Here is a 17256-nt window from a genome sequence, read left to right as displayed (position 1 = left end):
AATTATATGAAATATCAGGGATTGTAAATTTCAACTATATAATTCTATGTCTCCAGATTTGTCAACCATTGGCTTTTCTGGTAGTATAAATGTCCATTTCGTCTTAGCATCGGCATTTTAATAAGTTTGATAAATACACAAGGAAGGGGAAGTGATTTTATTGGGTAATCACCCTGATTTTGAACAGGAACGACAGCGGCTGGATTTTACGAAACGTTATATCGATGTAGTCATCAAAACATCAGAAACAAGCAAAGATCAATTTCAGAGGAATATGCAAGAAGCTTTTGGCGATGCCGATTGGTCTGAATCAGCCTTATATTCACAGCTGCTGACGACGGCCAACTTTTTTGAGATGTCCAAAACCGAACTAGAAAGTTTACGCAAAGCAAGTAAAAAACCTTACTTTGCAAGAGTGGATTTTGAAAGGAATGACGGTGATAGAGGCGAAGTCCTTTATTTCGGAAAAACATCGCTTTATCAGAGGGAAAGCCAGGAACAGATCATCGTCGATTGGCGTTCACCGATTGCAAACCTGTATTATGAGGGACGGATTGGTGAAATAGAATATGAAGCGGAAGGGGAGACATTCAGCGGGAATATCACTTTAAAAAGACAGCTAATGATAGAAGAAGGTGTCCTGGAGGAGATAAGGGACATTGATTTGACAACAACGGATGAATTGTTGCAGGAATCCCTTTCCAAAAGTTCCAGCAATCGATTGACAGATATCATTACCACGATCCAGGAAGAACAAAATAAAATCATTCGGGCAGATTTGAATAAACCTATCATTGTTCAGGGCGCAGCGGGCAGTGGTAAAACCACAATTGCTTTACATAGGATCTCTTATTTCATTTATCACTATAAAGACTTGTTCGATCCGCGTCAATTAATGATTCTTGCTCCGAGCCGGGTTTTCATTGATTACATATCTGAAGCTTTACCTGAATTGGGTGTCGAAAAGGTAAAACAATTCACATTTTCCGAATATGTTCAGGTAGCGATAGGAAAGCAAGTGAAGCTTATCGCGGATGATAAATTAACTCGATTGCTGGAAAAGGATGATGAAGAAATTAATTCAGCCGTCTGGATATCAGGTCTGAAGGGTTCCCCTACCTTTAAATATATATTGGACGAATATGTAAAGGATATTTTCAGTGGTTTTCATCCGGATGCTGATTTTTATTGTGATAAATATCGCCTCTATTCCGCTAAGAAGTTCATTAGATTATTGGAAGAGGATTATTGGTATTTACCGTTATACAGCAGGCTGGACAAACTGAAGGCCATACTACAAAATGAAGTCAAATTGAAAAAGAAAACAATGCTTGAACGTGTTGTTGATTTTTATGATGCCAAAATCGAGAAAGCTCTTTATAAGAATATCGATCCAGTCATTCGCAAGGACTTTGTTACAAAATGCCTCGATAAGAAAGAGGAAAGGATGGGGCAGGTCCAAAAGGCGATCCGTACTTCGGTAAAAGGGTATTTTAAGCAATTCAAAAGTAAAGATCTCCTGGATTACTATCAGGAATTATACCAAGATCCGGGGCGTCTCGCCTCGTACAGCAACGGTAAACTTACTGTTGAAGATGCCAGTGTTTTATGTGAGTATAATCATAAATTATTCTCTGCTAAAAGTTATGAGATGGAGGACTTAGGAGCATTATTATATCTTCATGAGCGGCTTTTTGGTGTCGATAAAGAAAACAAAGCAAAAAATGTCGTCATTGATGAGGCACAGGATTATAGCTTCATGCAGTTACAGGCACTAAAGACGGCAGTGGATACCGATATGTTCACACTTGTAGGCGATCTTGCACAAGGCATCCATTCATATCGCGGACTTCAAACGTGGGATGAGGTTCACAGTCGTATTTTCCCTCGGGCGACTTATACTGAATTACAAAAAAGCTACAGAACAACTGTTGAAATAATGAAACAAGCTAATGAAATACTTCAGATGTTAACGTACGATTTCCCGGAAGTTGAACCTGTAGTTCGACATGGCAAGGATCCAGAATTCATTTCAATTGAAAAGGAAGGTTGGGAAGAAGAACTGATCGATCTTATCGAAAGCCTTAAAGGAGAAGGTTTTAAAACGTTTGCCGTTATTGCCAAAACGATGAAAGATTGCAAACTGGCAAACGAGAAACTAAGTGGATTCCATCAAGGCTTTCATTTAATAGATGAAGCGGGAAACATCCCTAAAGATAAAACATTGATTGTTCCTTCCTATCAAGCCAAAGGTCTCGAATTCGATGTCGTATTTGCAATATCCCTTGAAGAAGCGTATTGCCATGGAAATGAACTTGATATCAAATTGCTGTACGTAACAATGACAAGGCCATTGCACCGGCTTTATTTTTTAGGTAATGAGAAAAAGGCCTTCCTTATCGAGACATGAGATGTGGAGGGTGGAGAGTAACCACCCTCCTCGGGAATGCTTACAAATGCAAAAGGATATCCTGAATGTCTTCCCACCCGAAACCGACTTCGATAAGCTCGATGCCTGCCATTTTAACGGTTTTTTCAGCTATCACTTGCCCGCCAAGGGCTCTGTAAAAACCGCATGAAGGATTATCCTTTAATGCCCATATTATTAAATTCTGATGTTCCATTTTCATAAGCTCATGTATGACCGCTTTTATCATTTCTCGGCCGAGTCCCTGTCGTTGATATTCTTGTAAAAAATAAATGGAATATACTTCACCTTGAATAAGCGGATCATTCGTTTGTTCAGGGCCGCCGGCAGCGAAACCGATGATTTCCCCATTGGCGTTTTCCGCTACAAAGGTGGCATTATGCAGCATCTTTAAATTTCTTAGCCAGTTTTTCTTTTTGGCTTCCAGATTCATGGAAGACAAATATTGATCCGGGAGGATTCCTTTATAAGTTGTTTTCCAACTGTTTATATGTACATTTGCTATTCCATTTACATCTTGTTCCATGGCTTTCCTTATCTTCATAAAAACACCTTCTGAATTTCGTATTTTCCCCTAGAATATCATGGAAAAAGTGAATAAGCATTTTATTTATGTTTATAACTGCAAGAGAAAGGATATGAAATAAAAGAGTGATTCAACCAGACGAAGGGAAGGATGAGAAAGATGAAATTGAAAGTTGGTTTTTATTTTCCGGGCGGCAAAGAACTAGAGCATGAGGTAGAAGGCGATGACTCAACTCAAATGATTTCAAATATTCAAAAGCACCGTTATTATAATCTAGTTAAAGGCGATTGCCATTATGTAGTAGATACGGAAAAAGCAGCTTATTTTTCTGTAACGGAAATATCGGATTGAGATAAACCGCATTGGACTTTTGTTTCAATGCGGTTTATTCTTTTTGTTGTAAGGAAACAGGAAAAGGAGTATCGACAATGAAAATCAATTTTACCAAGAAACAGTATGAAACATTATTCAAAATGGTTCAGTACGGATATTGGGTTGCTTCCGATACTGAAGATAATAAAGAAGAATTTAGTGAGATGGAACAGTATCTCAATTCCTTTGCCAAAGATTTCGGCATGGAAGGAGTACAGTTTGTGAAGGAATATGAAATTTATGATTTGAGCCGGGAATTGGAGGATCAACTTCAAACAGTCATAAATGAGTATGAAGATGGAGTATTCAGGGATAAGCTTGCCTATCATTTGGCTAGAAAAGAGTTTGCCGAGGAGTCTGAAAACCATGAATATAATCAGGAGGAAGCGTTTATACGCATCATGGAGCTCGAGGAAAAATATCATCTACATATTGAAGAACACGGGTTAGGGAAATTGAAAATGGAAGAATAAAAAGAGAGAGGACTTTATTTGTCCTCTCTTTTCTAATTCCCAGAAGTCATGAATGTTCATCACGTATGCCAACCATTACGGATCGGTTTTATCCACCAGGATTATGGCATAATTTTTCAACTGTGTATTGGTAAAAAGCGATTAAGTCATTTTGTGATGCAAATCCTGCTTGTGCAGTCTGTTCGTTCCCTCCGCCTTTTCCGTTATACGAGCCCAGTTCCGCTTTAAAATATTGTCCGCAATGAAAGGGGGTATCCCCACTGTGTGAAAGGATGACCTTTTGCTCCTTACGTGATGCTAATAATACGGTAACCTTTTCTTTTTTTACAATCGTACCTGCAAGGTAAAGCAGTTCTTTCATTGAGCTATCTTCGAAAATACGAGAGATGAATCCCCCTCCATTTTCTGCAAGCAGGGAGTCGGCAAGAAAATTTGCATTTTCAAGTTTTAAGTTTTCATTTGCCGATAGCAGCTGCTTATAGTCATTTTCAAGTTTCTCCACCCTATTCAGGATCTCTGTACGTCCGGTATTGAATTTATTCGATAATGCAGCAAGAATTCCTAGACTTTCGGAATAATCATTCAATGCCCTGAAGCCGCACTTAAAGTAGAGACGGGTAAGTTCTTTCTGCTTCTCCGTTTTGAAAATTTTTATTAAGCCAATCTCACCGGTACGCCCTACATGAGTTCCACCGCAAGGGTTATATTCAATTCCTTCTATCTCAACAATACGGATATTTTCAGACACTTTAGGCATTTTGACGACAGGAAGTGTCTGTAATTGCTCGTTTGTCACGTAATATATAAGTATTTCGCGATTCTCGATGATATATTGATTAACTAGCTTTTCAGCAGCAGCAGTATGTACTTCAGTCCATTGAAATCCTGCCATTATATCGATCGTTAAATATTCCTTTCCAAGGTGAAAGCTGACCGTATTAGAGTCAAACAGTTCCCTGCAGACAGCAGAGAGTAGATGCTGGCCGCTATGCTGTTGCATATGATCGAAGCGGCGGGACCAATCAAGTTCACAGTGAACGATCTCTGAATCTGGCCGTCTCTCCATCTTATGATGGATCTTTCCATCATTGTCTTTTATAACGTCAAGAACGGTGATTCCTTCTATTTTACCAGTATCTGCAGGCTGACCGCCCCCTTCGGGATAATAAGCGGTTTCTTCAAGAGTGATATAGTAAAAGCCGTTTTCTTCAATGGTCTCCCGAATTTTGGTATCCCATTGGGAAGTCTTGGTGGACGTGTAATACAATTTTTTTGTCATGAATGATTTCTTTTTCCTTTCAATTGATCATTAAATTATATCACCGAAATACCAGAGTTTGAAATCGTGGGTTTAGAAGATTAGTCAGGTAAATAAGTAAACTTTATGACAAATCCTAAATAAATTGTGCAAGATGGCAATAATCTATTTATAGACTACCCCTTATGATGTAAAATATTCCTGAAAGTATATACTTTAGACCTAATTAAAATCTAATTAAATAGATTTGTGTAGTTAAAAGGTCACTGTTAAGATTGTTAGGAATAGGATGACCATGGGATCATTTGAGTGGGAAGGGTTAAGTGATATGAAGTGAATCTTGTAAATATGGAAAAATACAAAAATAGCTTATTTGGGAATATAAAAAACAAACTTTCTGATTGGCTGGAGCTGGATGTAGGGCAAACCATTCCGGCTAAAGAGATATTCCGTTTTCTGCATTCAGTCAAAGGGACGGCTGGAACGCTGCAATTATGTGGACTTACGGCCATCACAGAACATTTATTGGCTGGAATTGATGAAGACAGTGAGCGGGTCTGGAATCGGACGGAACTTAGGAATTTCCTTTTTGAGCTCATTGAACATACATATGAATATGAGCATTTCGATGAAGTTGAAATAAAAGCTAAGCCTGTCCGCGATTCACAAGCCCCGCTTATCCAGATCATTGACGATGATATTTCCATGCTGATTTTATTGAAAGATCTATTGGAGGATAAGGGGTGGATGGTTATAACGAATGCCGACCCCGTCAAAGCGACAAATCAATATTTTGAAATGCAGCCGGATTGCCTGATTCTTGATATTCAGTTACCTGCAAAGGATGGTTTTCAAATTCTTCAGGAGATTCATCTGCATAACGAAAAATATTTCATACCGAAAATCATGATCAGCATTCAGAACGATAAACATACCCGGATAAAAGCATTCAAGATGGGTGCTGATGATTTTATTGGTAAGCCGATTGATATCGATGAGTTTATTGTAAAGATGGAAAGGCATATACAGCGGAAGAAAATCTTTGATCAATCGGTCCTTATTGATGAGTTGACACAGGTATATAATAGAAGATTCCTTGAGGATACACTGCCACGATATTTTAATGATTATAAGCGGTCAGGGCGTCATTTTACGATAAGCATCATTGATCTAGATCACTTTAAAAGGGTGAATGATCAATACGGACACTCGGTGGGCGACCTTGTACTGGTTGAGTTTGCACAATTCATCAAAAGCAATATCAGGAGTTCGGATTTAATCTGCCGGTATGGTGGGGAAGAATTCGTCATTATTTTCCCGGATACTTCGAATGATGAAGCTAAACACAAGTTAACAGAATTAATCAAGGACTTTTCTGCAAAGAAATTCATCCAGAATGGTTACACATTTTCGGTTACATTTTCTGCGGGTGTTTTTACGGTTGAACATGAAAATGTTACGCCCAAGGAGGCTTTGGAGGAAGCTGACACTTCTTTATATGAAGCGAAACGCTCAGGCCGTGGAAGAGTTGAAAGCATGCAAGAAGTGGGAAATAACAAGAAATCGCTCAATGTGTCCGTTATCGATGATGATATCATTATCCGCACCATCTTAACTAAAGCCTTGCATTCGCTTCAGATTCCACATTTTGAATTGAATATCGCGGTGTATGAAGATGGTCCATCTTTTTTGAAATCCAATCGAGCCAAAGAAGATGTAGTGCATTTTTTAATCCTGGATGGAGTGATGCCTATCATGGATGGAATAGAAGTGCTTCAGAAAGTGAAACAAAGCAGTAATGCGGAGTTTTTCACCGTTTTAATGCTAACTGGAAGGAAAAGTATGGATGATATTGCAAATGCATTGAAACTTGGTGCGGATGATTATGTAACGAAACCATTTAGCATTAGGGAACTTGAGGCTAGAATAGAGCGTCTATTGACGAAGTTAATTTAAATTGCAAACGGATTTTCAGTTATGCATTGATGGATTTCTATTTGCAAAATGGCGTCTAAATACTTCAGGAGGTAAGGCACCATTCGAGTGAAGGTAAATTAGGAGGATGAATGATGAAGCGTATTTTATTAGCGGAGGATGAGGAAGTGTTACGAATGCTCGTGGTTGACACATTAGAGGATGAAGATTATGAGGTTGACGAAGCAGCGGATGGAATGGAGGCCGTACAGCTTCTCGAAAGCAATGCGTATGATCTTATCATTCTTGATTATATGATGCCTGGATATACCGGATTGGAAATCATTGAAAAAATCAAGTCCTCTGAAATCAAAAACCAAGGAAAAATCTTGATGTTATCTGCAAAAAGCCAACAATTTGAACAAGAAAGGATATTGGAAGCTGGTGCGGATTATTTCATGGCCAAACCATTTAGTCCGTTAAAATTAATAGAAAAAATAGAGGTCATTTTGCATGAAACTGAATCCTTACTTTACTAAAAGCCTATCTAGGCAGGTAGTCTCTTTAATGACGGGTTGCATCATTTTATTTATAGTCGGAACAGGGATTTTGTTTTATATTTTGCAGTCTTTGAATGCAGAATATATCCAACAGAGGCAAAGCATTGTGGATAAACAATTGTTAATGGATGAAATATTCGATCAATATAATACGGTCTTTTTAGATATTAAGGGATATATAGCATTCGATAATGATGCATTGAAGGAAAAGGCATTAAATGAGGAAACCTCAATTTCGGAGAATATTGAAGCGTTTAAGGAGATTGCTAATACAAAGGAGGATAAGAATATCTCCAATGAGCTTGAGGCATTTACTGAATATTATTTTAGTGGAGTTCTACCATCCTTCTTTGATTCCGAAAAAAGGGGGGAGTTAGAGGTTGAAAAAATGGATAGTACTGAAATTACGGCACAAATTACGAATCTTCGCAGTACTATTAAATCTTACTCTGGCACTTTAACGGAAAGGCTCGATAAAAATGTGAATGATCTCACGAAAGAGCAGTCCATTATTCAAGGAGCCTTTGTCGGATTCGTCCTTATTTTTTTATTCATCTTCTTATTCATTGTCAGATCGATCATCAGGAACATAGGAAGACCTCTTTCGGATTTTTCAATAGCGGCGAATGAAATTGCAGCTGGACGGGAGGCTGTTATTTCCGTCAAGGAAAACCGTAGGGATGAGCTTGGGGTTTTGTCAATTGCATTCAAAAAAATGTTTACAAGCGTTCAGGAAAAAGAGCAGGAACTGATGGCGCATAATGAAGAACTCCTTGCACAGCAGGATGAACTTCAAGCCCAGCAAAATGAACTTCAAGCAACACTTGGAATCATCACTGATAATGAGCAGAAGCTCACGAGGAGGAATGAACTGATCAATGGTATATCATCTACTTTAGATAAAAAGGAAGTGTTAAAAAGCATTGTCCTTAATATGAGCAGATTGATTTCTGCCGATCGGGGAATGATTGCTTTAGTTCATGAAGATGCCTTCTCGTCATTCGGAATATCTGAAAATGGCGTACGGCAATTCCGGAATAATATCCACAGCGGTTTTAATCATCGTCTTCTTGAAGAGAAGAAACCCTTCACAATAAAGAGAGAACAAGATGTGGCTGAGAAAGGGTATCACGAAAATAAGAATTACAGTTATGATTTATATCTTCCGGTTTTATCCACGTTTAAAGAAGTGGATGCCATCATGGTTTTCAGCAGGTATGGGACCCCGTTTACCGATCAGGAAGTGGAAGAATGCGAAACGTTGGCTAAGCAAATTTCAACGTCGCTTGACAAGATCAAGCTTTACGAACAGACGGAAGAGAATAGGAGGCTGAATCAGGACATCCTGAACACGATTCAGGAAGGTATCCAATTGATTGATCAGGAAAGAAAGGTCATTCAGGTCAATCAGCCATTTTGCGATATTTTTAAAACAGGTTCTTTTCCTGAGCAAATAATTGACCTGCCATGGGAAACGTGGAGTGCTGAAATGGCTGGTCAAATGGAGGGGGAGAGGTTTTTACATGCAATGGATGAAGCTATTGATAATCTGGAGGGGGTAAATTATGAAGAACGAAGTTTTACATTCAAAAAGGAAGAGAGTAATCAGGTAATAAAAGTATATCTTGAGACACTGCATTATCGCGAAGAAGGTTATGGTACAATTTTGGTTTATCGTGATATTACAAAAGAATATGAAGTGGATCAAATGAAGTCCGAATTTGTCAGTACAGTAAGTCATGAATTAAGGACACCGCTTGCAAGCGTCCTTGGTTTTACCGAACTGATGCTGAACAAAACATTGAAACCCGAAAGGCAGACAAAATATTTACAGACAATCTATAATGAAGCAAAAAGGCTTACCGCACTTATCAATGATTTCTTGGATGTTCAAAAAATGGAGTCCGGTAAACAGATATATGATAAAAAATATGTGGAAATCATTCCATTAATTCAAAAGGTAATTGAACATTTAGAAATTAATACAGCACAGCATGATATTCGGCTCAATATTGAAACCACGGATTTAATGATTCTAGGAGATCGCTTAAAAATTGAACAAGCCTTTTCCAACCTATTAAGCAATGCAATCAAATATTCTCCGGATGGGGGAAGGATCTCTGTCCTTGTATATAGCAGGGACGATATGCTTTCCATCGATATCCAGGATGAGGGGTTAGGCATCCCAAAAGAATCACTGCCGCATTTATTCCAGAAATTTTATAGGGTAGATAATTCAGATCGCAGGCGGATTGGAGGAACCGGCCTTGGATTAGCCATCGTTGATGAAATCATAAAGTCACACGGCGGAAATGTTACGGTGGTTTCGAATTATGGACATGGAAGTACATTCACCATATCCTTACCCAGAGTAACTCTGAAAGAAGTTGGACTGAACAATGATGGACAGTCAAGAAAACTGAGCCATGAAATTATGGTCATTGAAGATGATATTAACTTAGCGGAACTGTTAAAATATGAATTGATGGACAGTGGCTTCCACGTCAGCTATTTCAAAAGTGGTAGAAAGGCATTTCAAAAGCTAAAAAGCTCACCTCCTGATGCCATTGTACTGGATATCCTTCTTGAAGAGGGTGAGATGGACGGCTGGACGATCTTGAGGGAATTAAAAGGTTCCGCTGACTTGAATGAGATTCCCGTTTTTGTATCGACCGCTCTTGACGAAAGGGAGAAGGGAATTTCCTTGGGAGCAAAGGATTATTTAGTTAAACCGTATAAACCGAGCCAATTATCCAAAGTGATCATGCATACTTTATTAAGTAACGGTAAACAAGGGCATATTCTGGTTCCGCAGGCATTCCATGAAGAAAACAAGGGTTAAAAAATAAAAAACCGTAATAGGTATACAGAACAACAAAAAAATGATAAATTCAAATATGTTGGAAAAATAAATAATTGGGTACAATTGTAGGTAAAGGTAAGTTACAGGAGGATTTTTATACATGCAAAAAATTCAGGCCGGCATGGCTGTAGAGTTAGAAGTGGAACGTAAGGCTGATTTCGGATGGTTTTTAACGGATGGTTCAGAAGATGTCTTACTTCATCATAATGAAATGAATGAAGGAACGGAACTTGAGATTGGCGATGAAGTAACTGTGTTCATCTACCATGACAAACAAGCAAGGCTAACAGCGACAATGAAGATACCCGAAATCCAGATTGATCAGTATGGCTGGGCGGAAGTTGTCAATGTGAAAAGGAAACTGGGTGTTTTTGTTGACATCGGTCTTTCCAAAGATATTCTTGTATCTCTGGACGACCTTCCGAATATAGATCGATTATGGCCCGAGGTTGGTGATCGTCTATATGTATCCCTGAAGACAGATCGTCATGATCGCCTGTTTGGTAAACTTGCAACCGAAGATGTCATTCAGGAGATTGCAGTAAAAGCCCCTTTAAAAGGAATTCGTAACACCAGTATTAAGGGAAATGTCTATCGTTTGCTTATGGTTGGATCTTTCTTTATTTCACAAGAAGGGTACCGCTGTTTCATTCACGAAAGTGAACGCAAGGAGGAGCCCCGTCTTGGTGAATTAGTTGAAGGGCGCGTCATTGATAGTAAAGAAGATGGAACGCTTAACGTTTCTTTAATCCCCTTTAAACAAGATTTAATGGGGGAAGATGCCGATGTCATTTTCACTTATTTAATGAATCGCGGCGGTGCAATGCCTTATGGTGACAAAACGCCAGCTGATGATATCAAATTTCACTTCGGTTTGAGCAAGGGAGCGTTCAAGCGTGCTCTCGGCAAACTGATGAAAGAAGAAAAGATTTACCAGGAAGATGGATGGACATATTCTTCAGACCGTAAATGAAAAAGGCAGCGGATTTTCTCCGCTGTCTTTTTTCTTGTGAATTTCATTAAAAAAACTTCTTTTTACCTTTTTCTTCTTTTAAAATCTCCACAGCTTCCCTAAACCTCATCGAATGGATAATTTCCCTCTCACGCAAAAACCTGAGGGAATCATTGATATCAGGATCATCCGAGATGTCAATCAACCATTGGTAGGTTGCTCTGGCTTTCTCCTCAGCGGCGATATCTTCATATAAATCTGCAATCGGATCTCCTTTGGCTTGGATATAAGTGGCGGTCCATGGATTCCCCGCTGCGTCATGATAATAAAGGGCACTATCATGATTGACATAATGGTCCCCTAGTCCGGCTGCAGCCATCTGCTGAGGTGTGGCATCTTTTGTAAGCTTATAAATCATCGTGGCGATCATTTCGAGATGGGCAAATTCTTCCGTTCCGATATCCGTCAGCAGACCAATCACTTTATCCGGTATTGTATATCGTTGATTTAAGTAACGGAGTGCTGCAGCCAACTCACCATCAGCACCCCCGTATTGTTCTATTAAATATTTAGCCAATCGAGGATTACAGTCTCTTACTTTAACTGGATATTGCAGCTTCTTTTCATAAACCCACATAGCTCATCTCTCCTTATACCTGCCATGGCCAAGGGCCTTGGCCCCATTCCCATTTATTTTCACCGCCTGGACTGTTTCCAAATCCCAATAATGGACCATATTTAGGCTCAAAAACCGATTTCAGTTGTTTTGAGTATTCATGAAATTGATTGAATTGCTGTAAAGCCTGCTGGTCGTTAGGATGTGTATCCAAATAAAGAGTCAACTCAACAAGTACGAAATCGGCAGCCTGTATTTGTTCAAGCAACTGATAATATTCATCATCCAGTTTCTTATTCATTTACGTCTCCCTTTCCCGATATGGATTATCATAAAAATCATAAAAGAATTTCCAAAGTGTACCGTATTTCAAAGCTTCCTCAGGTGTGAACTGCTCCATATTAGGCGGTTGAAAATAAATATACAAATTAGGAGGTGTCCTGTAATACTTTCTCCCAATAGGCGGACACGGATCGAATTTACTATGGAAAGGTTTATATGACTTAACTAAGGTAAAAGTCTTTTCGCGAGTCACAAAAAATACCTCCTTTGTAAAGATATAGCCTCTAATTTTTATGCCTGGTTAATGCATAATATGACTCCTCTGGTCTGGAAAGGGAATTATCTGGAAAATGATGTTTTTTCAGAATATTATAAAACCTTGTTATAGTCCCGTTATCTTACTGTGATGTTTGTCATCTATTCTTTATCTGTTTGTTCTTTGTATAGAAAAAAACTATGTTAAGATTTAACTCGTAGCTTATAAAGCAGCTCACAAGGAGGTAACAACATATGAAAAAATCAATCTTATCGTTAGCGGCAGCGGCTGCTATATCCGGTGCATTCACAATTCCGGTACAAGCAGAAGATGTCAAAGTGAAAGATGGAGACACATTATGGGGGATATCTCAAACATATAAAGTATCAGTAGAAGATATTAAGTCTTGGAACGATTTGTCTTCAGACGCGATTTATGCCGGAGAAACCATACATATTTCTCAAGAAGAGCATTATAAAGTAAAGTCAGGGGACACATTATCGGGAATTGCACACAAATATGATGTAGCGGTAAATGATATTAAATCTTGGAACGGTTTAAATTCAGATACAATCCATCCTGGTCAAGAACTGGTCATTAAACCGGCAGCTAACAAAGTCGAAGCTGCTAGTGTAGAGCCTGCACAGAAAGCAGAGCAATCCGAACCAGCAGAACAATCCAAGCCAGCAGAACAAACAAAGCCGGTTGAACAATCGCAACCAGTTGAACAATCAGAACCAGTTGAACAATCGGTACCATCAGACACAAATAATGAATCCCAAGATCAAGCAGAATCTGGAAAAGAGATTACTGTAAGTGCAACCGCATATACGGCTGATTGTCAAGGCTGCAGCGGAACAACAGCCACAGGAGTGGACTTGAAAGCTAATCCTGATGCAAAGGTGATTGCCGTGGACCCTTCAGTCATTCCACTAGGATCAAAGGTTTATGTTGAAGGTTATGGATACGCAACGGCAGCCGATACAGGCAGTGCCATCAAAGGGAACAGAGTGGACATTTTTGTTCCAAACGAACAGGATGCCGTGAATTGGGGCGTTAAAAACGTTAAAGTGCAAATCCTGAATTAATTTAACCATGCAAAACATGTTTATATATTTATAAAGCAGACACAGACATAATGTGTCTGCTTTTTTTGTCCTTTAGGTTGTCGGGAAAAGCAGGTACAATGGAAGAAATAGATCCTTATAAATCCTTAGAAGATAAATAGGAGGAATAGTAAATTGATGGAAAAAGCACGTGAATATTTACAAGAATACTTTGGTTATGAGTCATTCCGAAAAGGTCAGGAACAGATTATCGAACAGGTGTTGGGAGGAATAAACACGGCGGGAATCATGCCTACCGGCGGAGGTAAATCAATATGTTACCAAATTCCAGCACTTCTGTTACCAGGTGTAACACTCGTTATATCCCCACTAATTTCCTTGATGAAGGACCAAGTAGATGCCCTCGAACAAACTGGGATTGATGCCACGTTTCTTAATAGCTCCATTTCTGGGTTGGAATCATCCAATAGAATGAACGATATTAAACACGGAAGATATAAGTTGGTTTATTTGGCGCCGGAACGATTGGAAAATCCTGCATTTCAACAGGATTTATTTAATGTGGATATTTCATTGGTAGCCATCGATGAGGCCCACTGTATATCTCAATGGGGTCATGACTTCAGACCAAGCTATTTAAAAATCAAAACCTTATTGAAAAACATGCCATCAGCTCCGACAGTACTGGCGTTAACCGCAACAGCCACACCGCATGTGACGGACGATATATGTCAGTCGCTCGGAATATCAGAGCAGCATACAATATCAACGGGATTTTCCAGAGATAACCTGTTCTTTTCCGTAGTGAAAGAAGAAAATCGCGGCCGGTTTTTAATGCGCTATCTAGAGAAAAACAAAAATGAATCGGGTATCATCTATGCAGCCACTAGGAAAGAAGTCGATTCCTTGTATGCGAAGCTTATAAAAGCGGGATTCAAAACAGGTCGATACCATGCTGGCATGAATGAACAAGACCGTTCGGAACAGCAAGATCAATTCATTCGTGATGACATACCCTTGATGGTAGCGACATCAGCCTTTGGTATGGGAATCGATAAATCGAATGTTAGATACGTCATCCATTACCAAACTCCAAAGAACATGGAGAGTTATTACCAGGAAGCGGGCCGTGCAGGGAGGGATGGTTTGGATAGTGAATGTATCCTTTTATATTCCCCTCAGGATATGCAGATACAGCGTTTCTTGATTGATCAATCAAATCCCTCGCAGGAGTGGCAAGCCCAGGAATTGAAGAAACTGAACAGAATGAAGGATTATTGTTTTACCGAAGGGTGCTTGCAAGCCTTTATTCTGCAATACTTTGGAGAAGAAAACCCCGAGGATTGCGGTCATTGCGAAAATTGTACAGATAAACGTGACTCTGTTGAAGTAACTACACAGGCACAGATGGTTCTTTCATGCATGTTGAGAATGGGTGAGCGATTCGGTAAAACGATGATTTCCCAAGTGCTTACGGGATCACGCAATAAGAAAATTGAAGAGTTCGGATTCCAGAAGCTCTCAACCTATGGAATCATCAATGATCAATCAGCGAAGGATGTAGGTGATTTCATTGATTTCCTGACAGCAAAACAGTATATCGAAATGACGGGCGGCCAGTTTCCGGTACTTAAAGTTACCAATGCTGGCAGGGAAGTTCTATTGGGACAGAAAAAAGTACTGCGTAAGGAAATAAAAAAAGTAAGCAGCATCAGTGCGGATCATGGGTTGTTTGAAGAGTTGAGACAGTTAAGAAAAGAATTGGCTATTAAGGAAAATGTACCTCCATTCATTATTTTTTCCGATGCATCTTTGAAAGATATGGCCGTCAAACTGCCGAGGACGGAAGAGGAATTCCTGGAAGTTAAAGGGGTGGGGATGCAGAAATTCGAACGCTTCGGAACCATGTTTTTACAAGGGATTTCCCAGTATGTACAGGCACATCCAGAATTAGAAACGAATACTATGGTTACAAAGGAAACGGTAAAGCGAGCTACTAAACCATCTCACTTAGAAAGCTATCGCTTATATCAGGAAGGCAAATCCATCAAGGAAATAGGGACATTGAGAGGACTGTCTTCCATTTCAATTGAAAATCATTTATTAAAGTGTGCAGAAGAACACTTGGATATCAATTGGGATGAGATTTTCTTGGAGAAAGATTTTGATCTTGTTTTGGAAACTGCGAAACAATTGGATTCTGAAAAATTGAAACCATTAAAAGAAGCACTGCCTGAGCATATTTCCTACTTTATGATTAAAGCGATCTTGGTTAAAGCTGGACTGGAAAACGAAAGGTGCTAAGGATTTTTGGATAATTTCTTCATTGAATAAATAAGAATATGGTTTAATGCGTATACTAGGAATGATAAAAAGGTGAAATTTCGCGCCTTTAATCAGAGTCTTTATATAAAAAAGAGGAGGTTGCTCATGTATTTTGGTAAAAAGAATTCAGAGGAACCAGAAATCGTTATGGAAGATACGATAGTATATGCGTGCGGATCAGCAGATTGTAATGGTTGGATGAGAAAAGACTTTGCCTCGGAAAACTATGATTGTCCAATGTGTGGAAGTCAATTAGTTGAGGAAGTCAGGGAACTTCCTAAAATTGAAAATGAGTATAATGCGTTTAAATAAAAGAGGTGAATCTTAGCCTCTTTATTTTTTATTTTAAAATGAAGTAGGGCGGAGTGGTTTTATTCTGGATTAATGCTTTACATATAAAAATATGTGTGGTATCATTAAATTTCAGTGTTATGAAAAGAAAGCACTGGAGGGTAATTTAAAGTAACATTTTTATTAATAAAATAATTTTTCATCATTTTCATGATGAAGTAGAATCAAGTTAAACATATCTAGAAAAAAGAAATACATGTAATCACCAAGTATTTTCCTCGATCCATTTCTGTTCTTCATTAACTTACTTCTATGTACCATTTGTCTTTTGGAATTTAATCTACCCAATTGGAATTACGGACGGTTTTAATTAATAAACATGTACTTACAAGCTTTTATCTGATTCTCGCAGGCACGGTCTAGGAACCGTATGGATGGGAGAGAGGCAGGGCTTTCATTGTTTTAGGTTTTGGCATTAAAAATTACTCTCATGCTCGATGTTCCATCAAACGAGCAGGAAGAACCATATGGAATGGATTCTTAAACAGCGCAGTCTCGATTATCTTGAAGGGTAAGTCAGGGACTGTGTTTCATTTTGGGGACTACTTTCTTTTTTAGAATCTTTCCTCAAATATATAAAGCATATATATGATATAATGGTTACTGAGATATGAAAAATTCATGTCGTAATCTCAAGTTCTTACCATTCAAAAAGTTTGGTTGAAAGAACAATGATCATACTTAGATTTGCGAATGGGTATTTACTCACAATTTAGATTAAACGCCATCTATTCTTCTTTTATCTTTATGGCTTGTGATCTGTTATGCAGGACGGAGTCAATTCAATTCTAAGGAGTGAGATACATGTATAGAAGAAATAATACGGAAGAAATCATTCCTGAAGAAACAAAGGTGTGGGAATGTACATCAGAAGATTGCAAAGGTTGGATTCGCGATAACTTTACAAGTAATGATGAACACGTTTGTCCGTTATGTAGCAGCGAGATGAAACCCGGCACCAGAATGCTTCAAGCAATCAACAATCCAAGAAACTATTAAGGTCATAAAAAAAG

General features: G+C 38.8%; 16 protein-coding genes. 11 read left to right on the top strand and 5 right to left on the bottom strand.

The window, feature by feature from the left end; genetic code table 11:
- Positions 1 to 151 precede the first annotated feature (151 nt).
- Positions 152 to 2410, top strand: coding sequence for a HelD family protein (locus tag OSJ91_RS15575; protein ID WP_485890005.1), 2259 nt, complete (start codon positions 152 to 154; stop codon positions 2408 to 2410).
- Positions 2411 to 2450: 40 nt separating this feature from the next.
- On the opposite strand, the gene OSJ91_RS15570 is transcribed toward OSJ91_RS15575, so the two are convergent.
- On the bottom strand, positions 2451 to 2972 hold the full coding sequence (locus OSJ91_RS15570; RefSeq protein ID WP_485890004.1) for a GNAT family N-acetyltransferase: 522 nt from the start codon (positions 2970 to 2972) through the stop codon (positions 2451 to 2453).
- Between the two features lie 141 nt (positions 2973 to 3113).
- On the opposite strand from OSJ91_RS15570, the gene OSJ91_RS15565 reads away from it, so the two are divergent.
- Positions 3114 to 3305, top strand: coding sequence for a hypothetical protein (locus tag OSJ91_RS15565; protein ID WP_350299046.1), 192 nt, complete (start codon positions 3114 to 3116; stop codon positions 3303 to 3305).
- A gap of 77 nt (positions 3306 to 3382) precedes the next feature.
- Positions 3383 to 3799: a hypothetical protein gene (locus OSJ91_RS15560; RefSeq protein ID WP_350299045.1), complete on the top strand. Its 417-nt coding sequence runs from the start codon at positions 3383 to 3385 to the stop codon at positions 3797 to 3799.
- An 88-nt stretch (positions 3800 to 3887) separates the two neighbouring features.
- On the opposite strand, the gene OSJ91_RS15555 is transcribed toward OSJ91_RS15560, so the two are convergent.
- Positions 3888 to 5078 carry an alanyl-tRNA editing protein gene (locus OSJ91_RS15555; RefSeq protein WP_485890003.1) on the bottom strand — a complete coding sequence of 397 codons (1191 nt, stop codon included), beginning with the start codon at positions 5076 to 5078 and terminating at the stop codon, positions 3888 to 3890.
- Between the two features lie 312 nt (positions 5079 to 5390).
- On the opposite strand from OSJ91_RS15555, the gene OSJ91_RS15550 reads away from it, so the two are divergent.
- The 4 genes from OSJ91_RS15550 (at position 5391) to OSJ91_RS15535 (ending at position 11367) form a co-directional block, all read left to right on the top strand.
- Complete coding sequence (locus OSJ91_RS15550; RefSeq protein WP_485890002.1) at positions 5391 to 7013, top strand: GGDEF domain-containing response regulator; 1623 nt, start codon at positions 5391 to 5393, stop codon at positions 7011 to 7013.
- A 113-nt stretch (positions 7014 to 7126) separates the two neighbouring features.
- Positions 7127 to 7510 carry a response regulator transcription factor gene (locus OSJ91_RS15545; RefSeq protein ID WP_413020341.1) on the top strand — a complete coding sequence of 128 codons (384 nt, stop codon included), beginning with the start codon at positions 7127 to 7129 and terminating at the stop codon, positions 7508 to 7510.
- On the top strand, positions 7485 to 10373 hold the full coding sequence (locus OSJ91_RS15540) for an ATP-binding protein (protein WP_485890001.1): 2889 nt from the start codon (positions 7485 to 7487) through the stop codon (positions 10371 to 10373). The genes OSJ91_RS15545 and OSJ91_RS15540 overlap by 26 nt, the downstream gene beginning before the upstream one ends.
- Positions 10374 to 10494: 121 nt before the next feature.
- The gene (locus tag OSJ91_RS15535) at positions 10495 to 11367 is read left to right on the top strand and encodes a CvfB family protein (RefSeq protein WP_350299041.1); all 873 of its coding nucleotides are present in this window, start codon (positions 10495 to 10497) and stop codon (positions 11365 to 11367) included.
- Positions 11368 to 11413: 46 nt separating this feature from the next.
- Here the strand turns inward: OSJ91_RS15535 and cotJC are convergent, their stop codons facing one another.
- The 3 genes from cotJC to OSJ91_RS15520 are packed head-to-tail and all read right to left on the bottom strand — an operon-like array spanning position 11414 to position 12497.
- Positions 11414 to 11983: a spore coat protein CotJC gene (gene cotJC / locus OSJ91_RS15530; protein ID WP_350299040.1), complete on the bottom strand. Its 570-nt coding sequence runs from the start codon at positions 11981 to 11983 to the stop codon at positions 11414 to 11416.
- Positions 11984 to 11996: 13 nt separating this feature from the next.
- Positions 11997 to 12263: a spore coat protein CotJB gene (locus OSJ91_RS15525; protein ID WP_063234474.1), complete on the bottom strand. Its 267-nt coding sequence runs from the start codon at positions 12261 to 12263 to the stop codon at positions 11997 to 11999.
- Complete coding sequence (locus OSJ91_RS15520) at positions 12264 to 12497, bottom strand: spore coat associated protein CotJA (RefSeq protein WP_485890000.1); 234 nt, start codon at positions 12495 to 12497, stop codon at positions 12264 to 12266.
- A 257-nt stretch (positions 12498 to 12754) separates the two neighbouring features.
- Between OSJ91_RS15520 and OSJ91_RS15515 the strand changes: the two genes are divergently transcribed.
- The 4 genes from OSJ91_RS15515 (at position 12755) to OSJ91_RS15500 (ending at position 17242) form a co-directional block, all read left to right on the top strand.
- Positions 12755 to 13588 carry a LysM peptidoglycan-binding domain-containing protein gene (locus tag OSJ91_RS15515; RefSeq protein ID WP_485889999.1) on the top strand — a complete coding sequence of 278 codons (834 nt, stop codon included), beginning with the start codon at positions 12755 to 12757 and terminating at the stop codon, positions 13586 to 13588.
- Positions 13589 to 13744: 156 nt separating this feature from the next.
- Entirely contained in the window at positions 13745 to 15871 is a 2127-nt protein-coding gene (recQ, locus tag OSJ91_RS15510) for a DNA helicase RecQ (protein ID WP_485891909.1), read from the top strand.
- 126 nt (positions 15872 to 15997) lie between these two features.
- Positions 15998 to 16204 (top strand): cold-inducible protein YdjO-related protein, encoded by a 207-nt coding sequence (locus OSJ91_RS15505; protein WP_061463486.1) that lies wholly within the window; start codon positions 15998 to 16000, stop codon positions 16202 to 16204.
- 843 nt (positions 16205 to 17047) lie between these two features.
- Positions 17048 to 17242, top strand: a complete 195-nt coding sequence (locus tag OSJ91_RS15500) for a cold-shock protein (protein ID WP_034307294.1) — start codon at positions 17048 to 17050, stop codon at positions 17240 to 17242.
- Positions 17243 to 17256: the final 14 nt, after the last annotated feature.

It is taken from the genome of Bacillus sp. T-10(2022) (genome assembly GCF_056502895.1).
Note: the sequence above shows the minus strand (reverse complement) of the source record. Positions and strands in the feature narration are given on the sequence as shown.

What these genes read in the sequence shown, in the direction of transcription:
- recQ (WP_485891909.1), top strand. Translation starts at nt 13,745, where the DNA reads ATGGAAAAAGCACGTGAATATTTACAAGAATACTTTGGTTATGAGTCA.
- cotJC (WP_350299040.1), bottom strand. Translation starts at nt 11,983, where the DNA reads ATGTGGGTTTATGAAAAGAAGCTGCAATATCCAGTTAAAGTAAGAGAC.
- OSJ91_RS15500 (WP_034307294.1), top strand. Translation starts at nt 17,048, where the DNA reads ATGTATAGAAGAAATAATACGGAAGAAATCATTCCTGAAGAAACAAAG.
- OSJ91_RS15525 (WP_063234474.1), bottom strand. Translation starts at nt 12,263, where the DNA reads ATGAATAAGAAACTGGATGATGAATATTATCAGTTGCTTGAACAAATA.
- OSJ91_RS15565 (WP_350299046.1), top strand. Translation starts at nt 3,114, where the DNA reads ATGAAATTGAAAGTTGGTTTTTATTTTCCGGGCGGCAAAGAACTAGAG.
- OSJ91_RS15545 (WP_413020341.1), top strand. Translation starts at nt 7,127, where the DNA reads ATGAAGCGTATTTTATTAGCGGAGGATGAGGAAGTGTTACGAATGCTC.
- OSJ91_RS15535 (WP_350299041.1), top strand. Translation starts at nt 10,495, where the DNA reads ATGCAAAAAATTCAGGCCGGCATGGCTGTAGAGTTAGAAGTGGAACGT.
- OSJ91_RS15570 (WP_485890004.1), bottom strand. Translation starts at nt 2,972, where the DNA reads ATGAAGATAAGGAAAGCCATGGAACAAGATGTAAATGGAATAGCAAAT.
- OSJ91_RS15515 (WP_485889999.1), top strand. Translation starts at nt 12,755, where the DNA reads ATGAAAAAATCAATCTTATCGTTAGCGGCAGCGGCTGCTATATCCGGT.
- OSJ91_RS15540 (WP_485890001.1), top strand. Translation starts at nt 7,485, where the DNA reads ATGAAACTGAATCCTTACTTTACTAAAAGCCTATCTAGGCAGGTAGTC.
- OSJ91_RS15555 (WP_485890003.1), bottom strand. Translation starts at nt 5,078, where the DNA reads ATGACAAAAAAATTGTATTACACGTCCACCAAGACTTCCCAATGGGAT.
- OSJ91_RS15560 (WP_350299045.1), top strand. Translation starts at nt 3,383, where the DNA reads ATGAAAATCAATTTTACCAAGAAACAGTATGAAACATTATTCAAAATG.
- OSJ91_RS15505 (WP_061463486.1), top strand. Translation starts at nt 15,998, where the DNA reads ATGTATTTTGGTAAAAAGAATTCAGAGGAACCAGAAATCGTTATGGAA.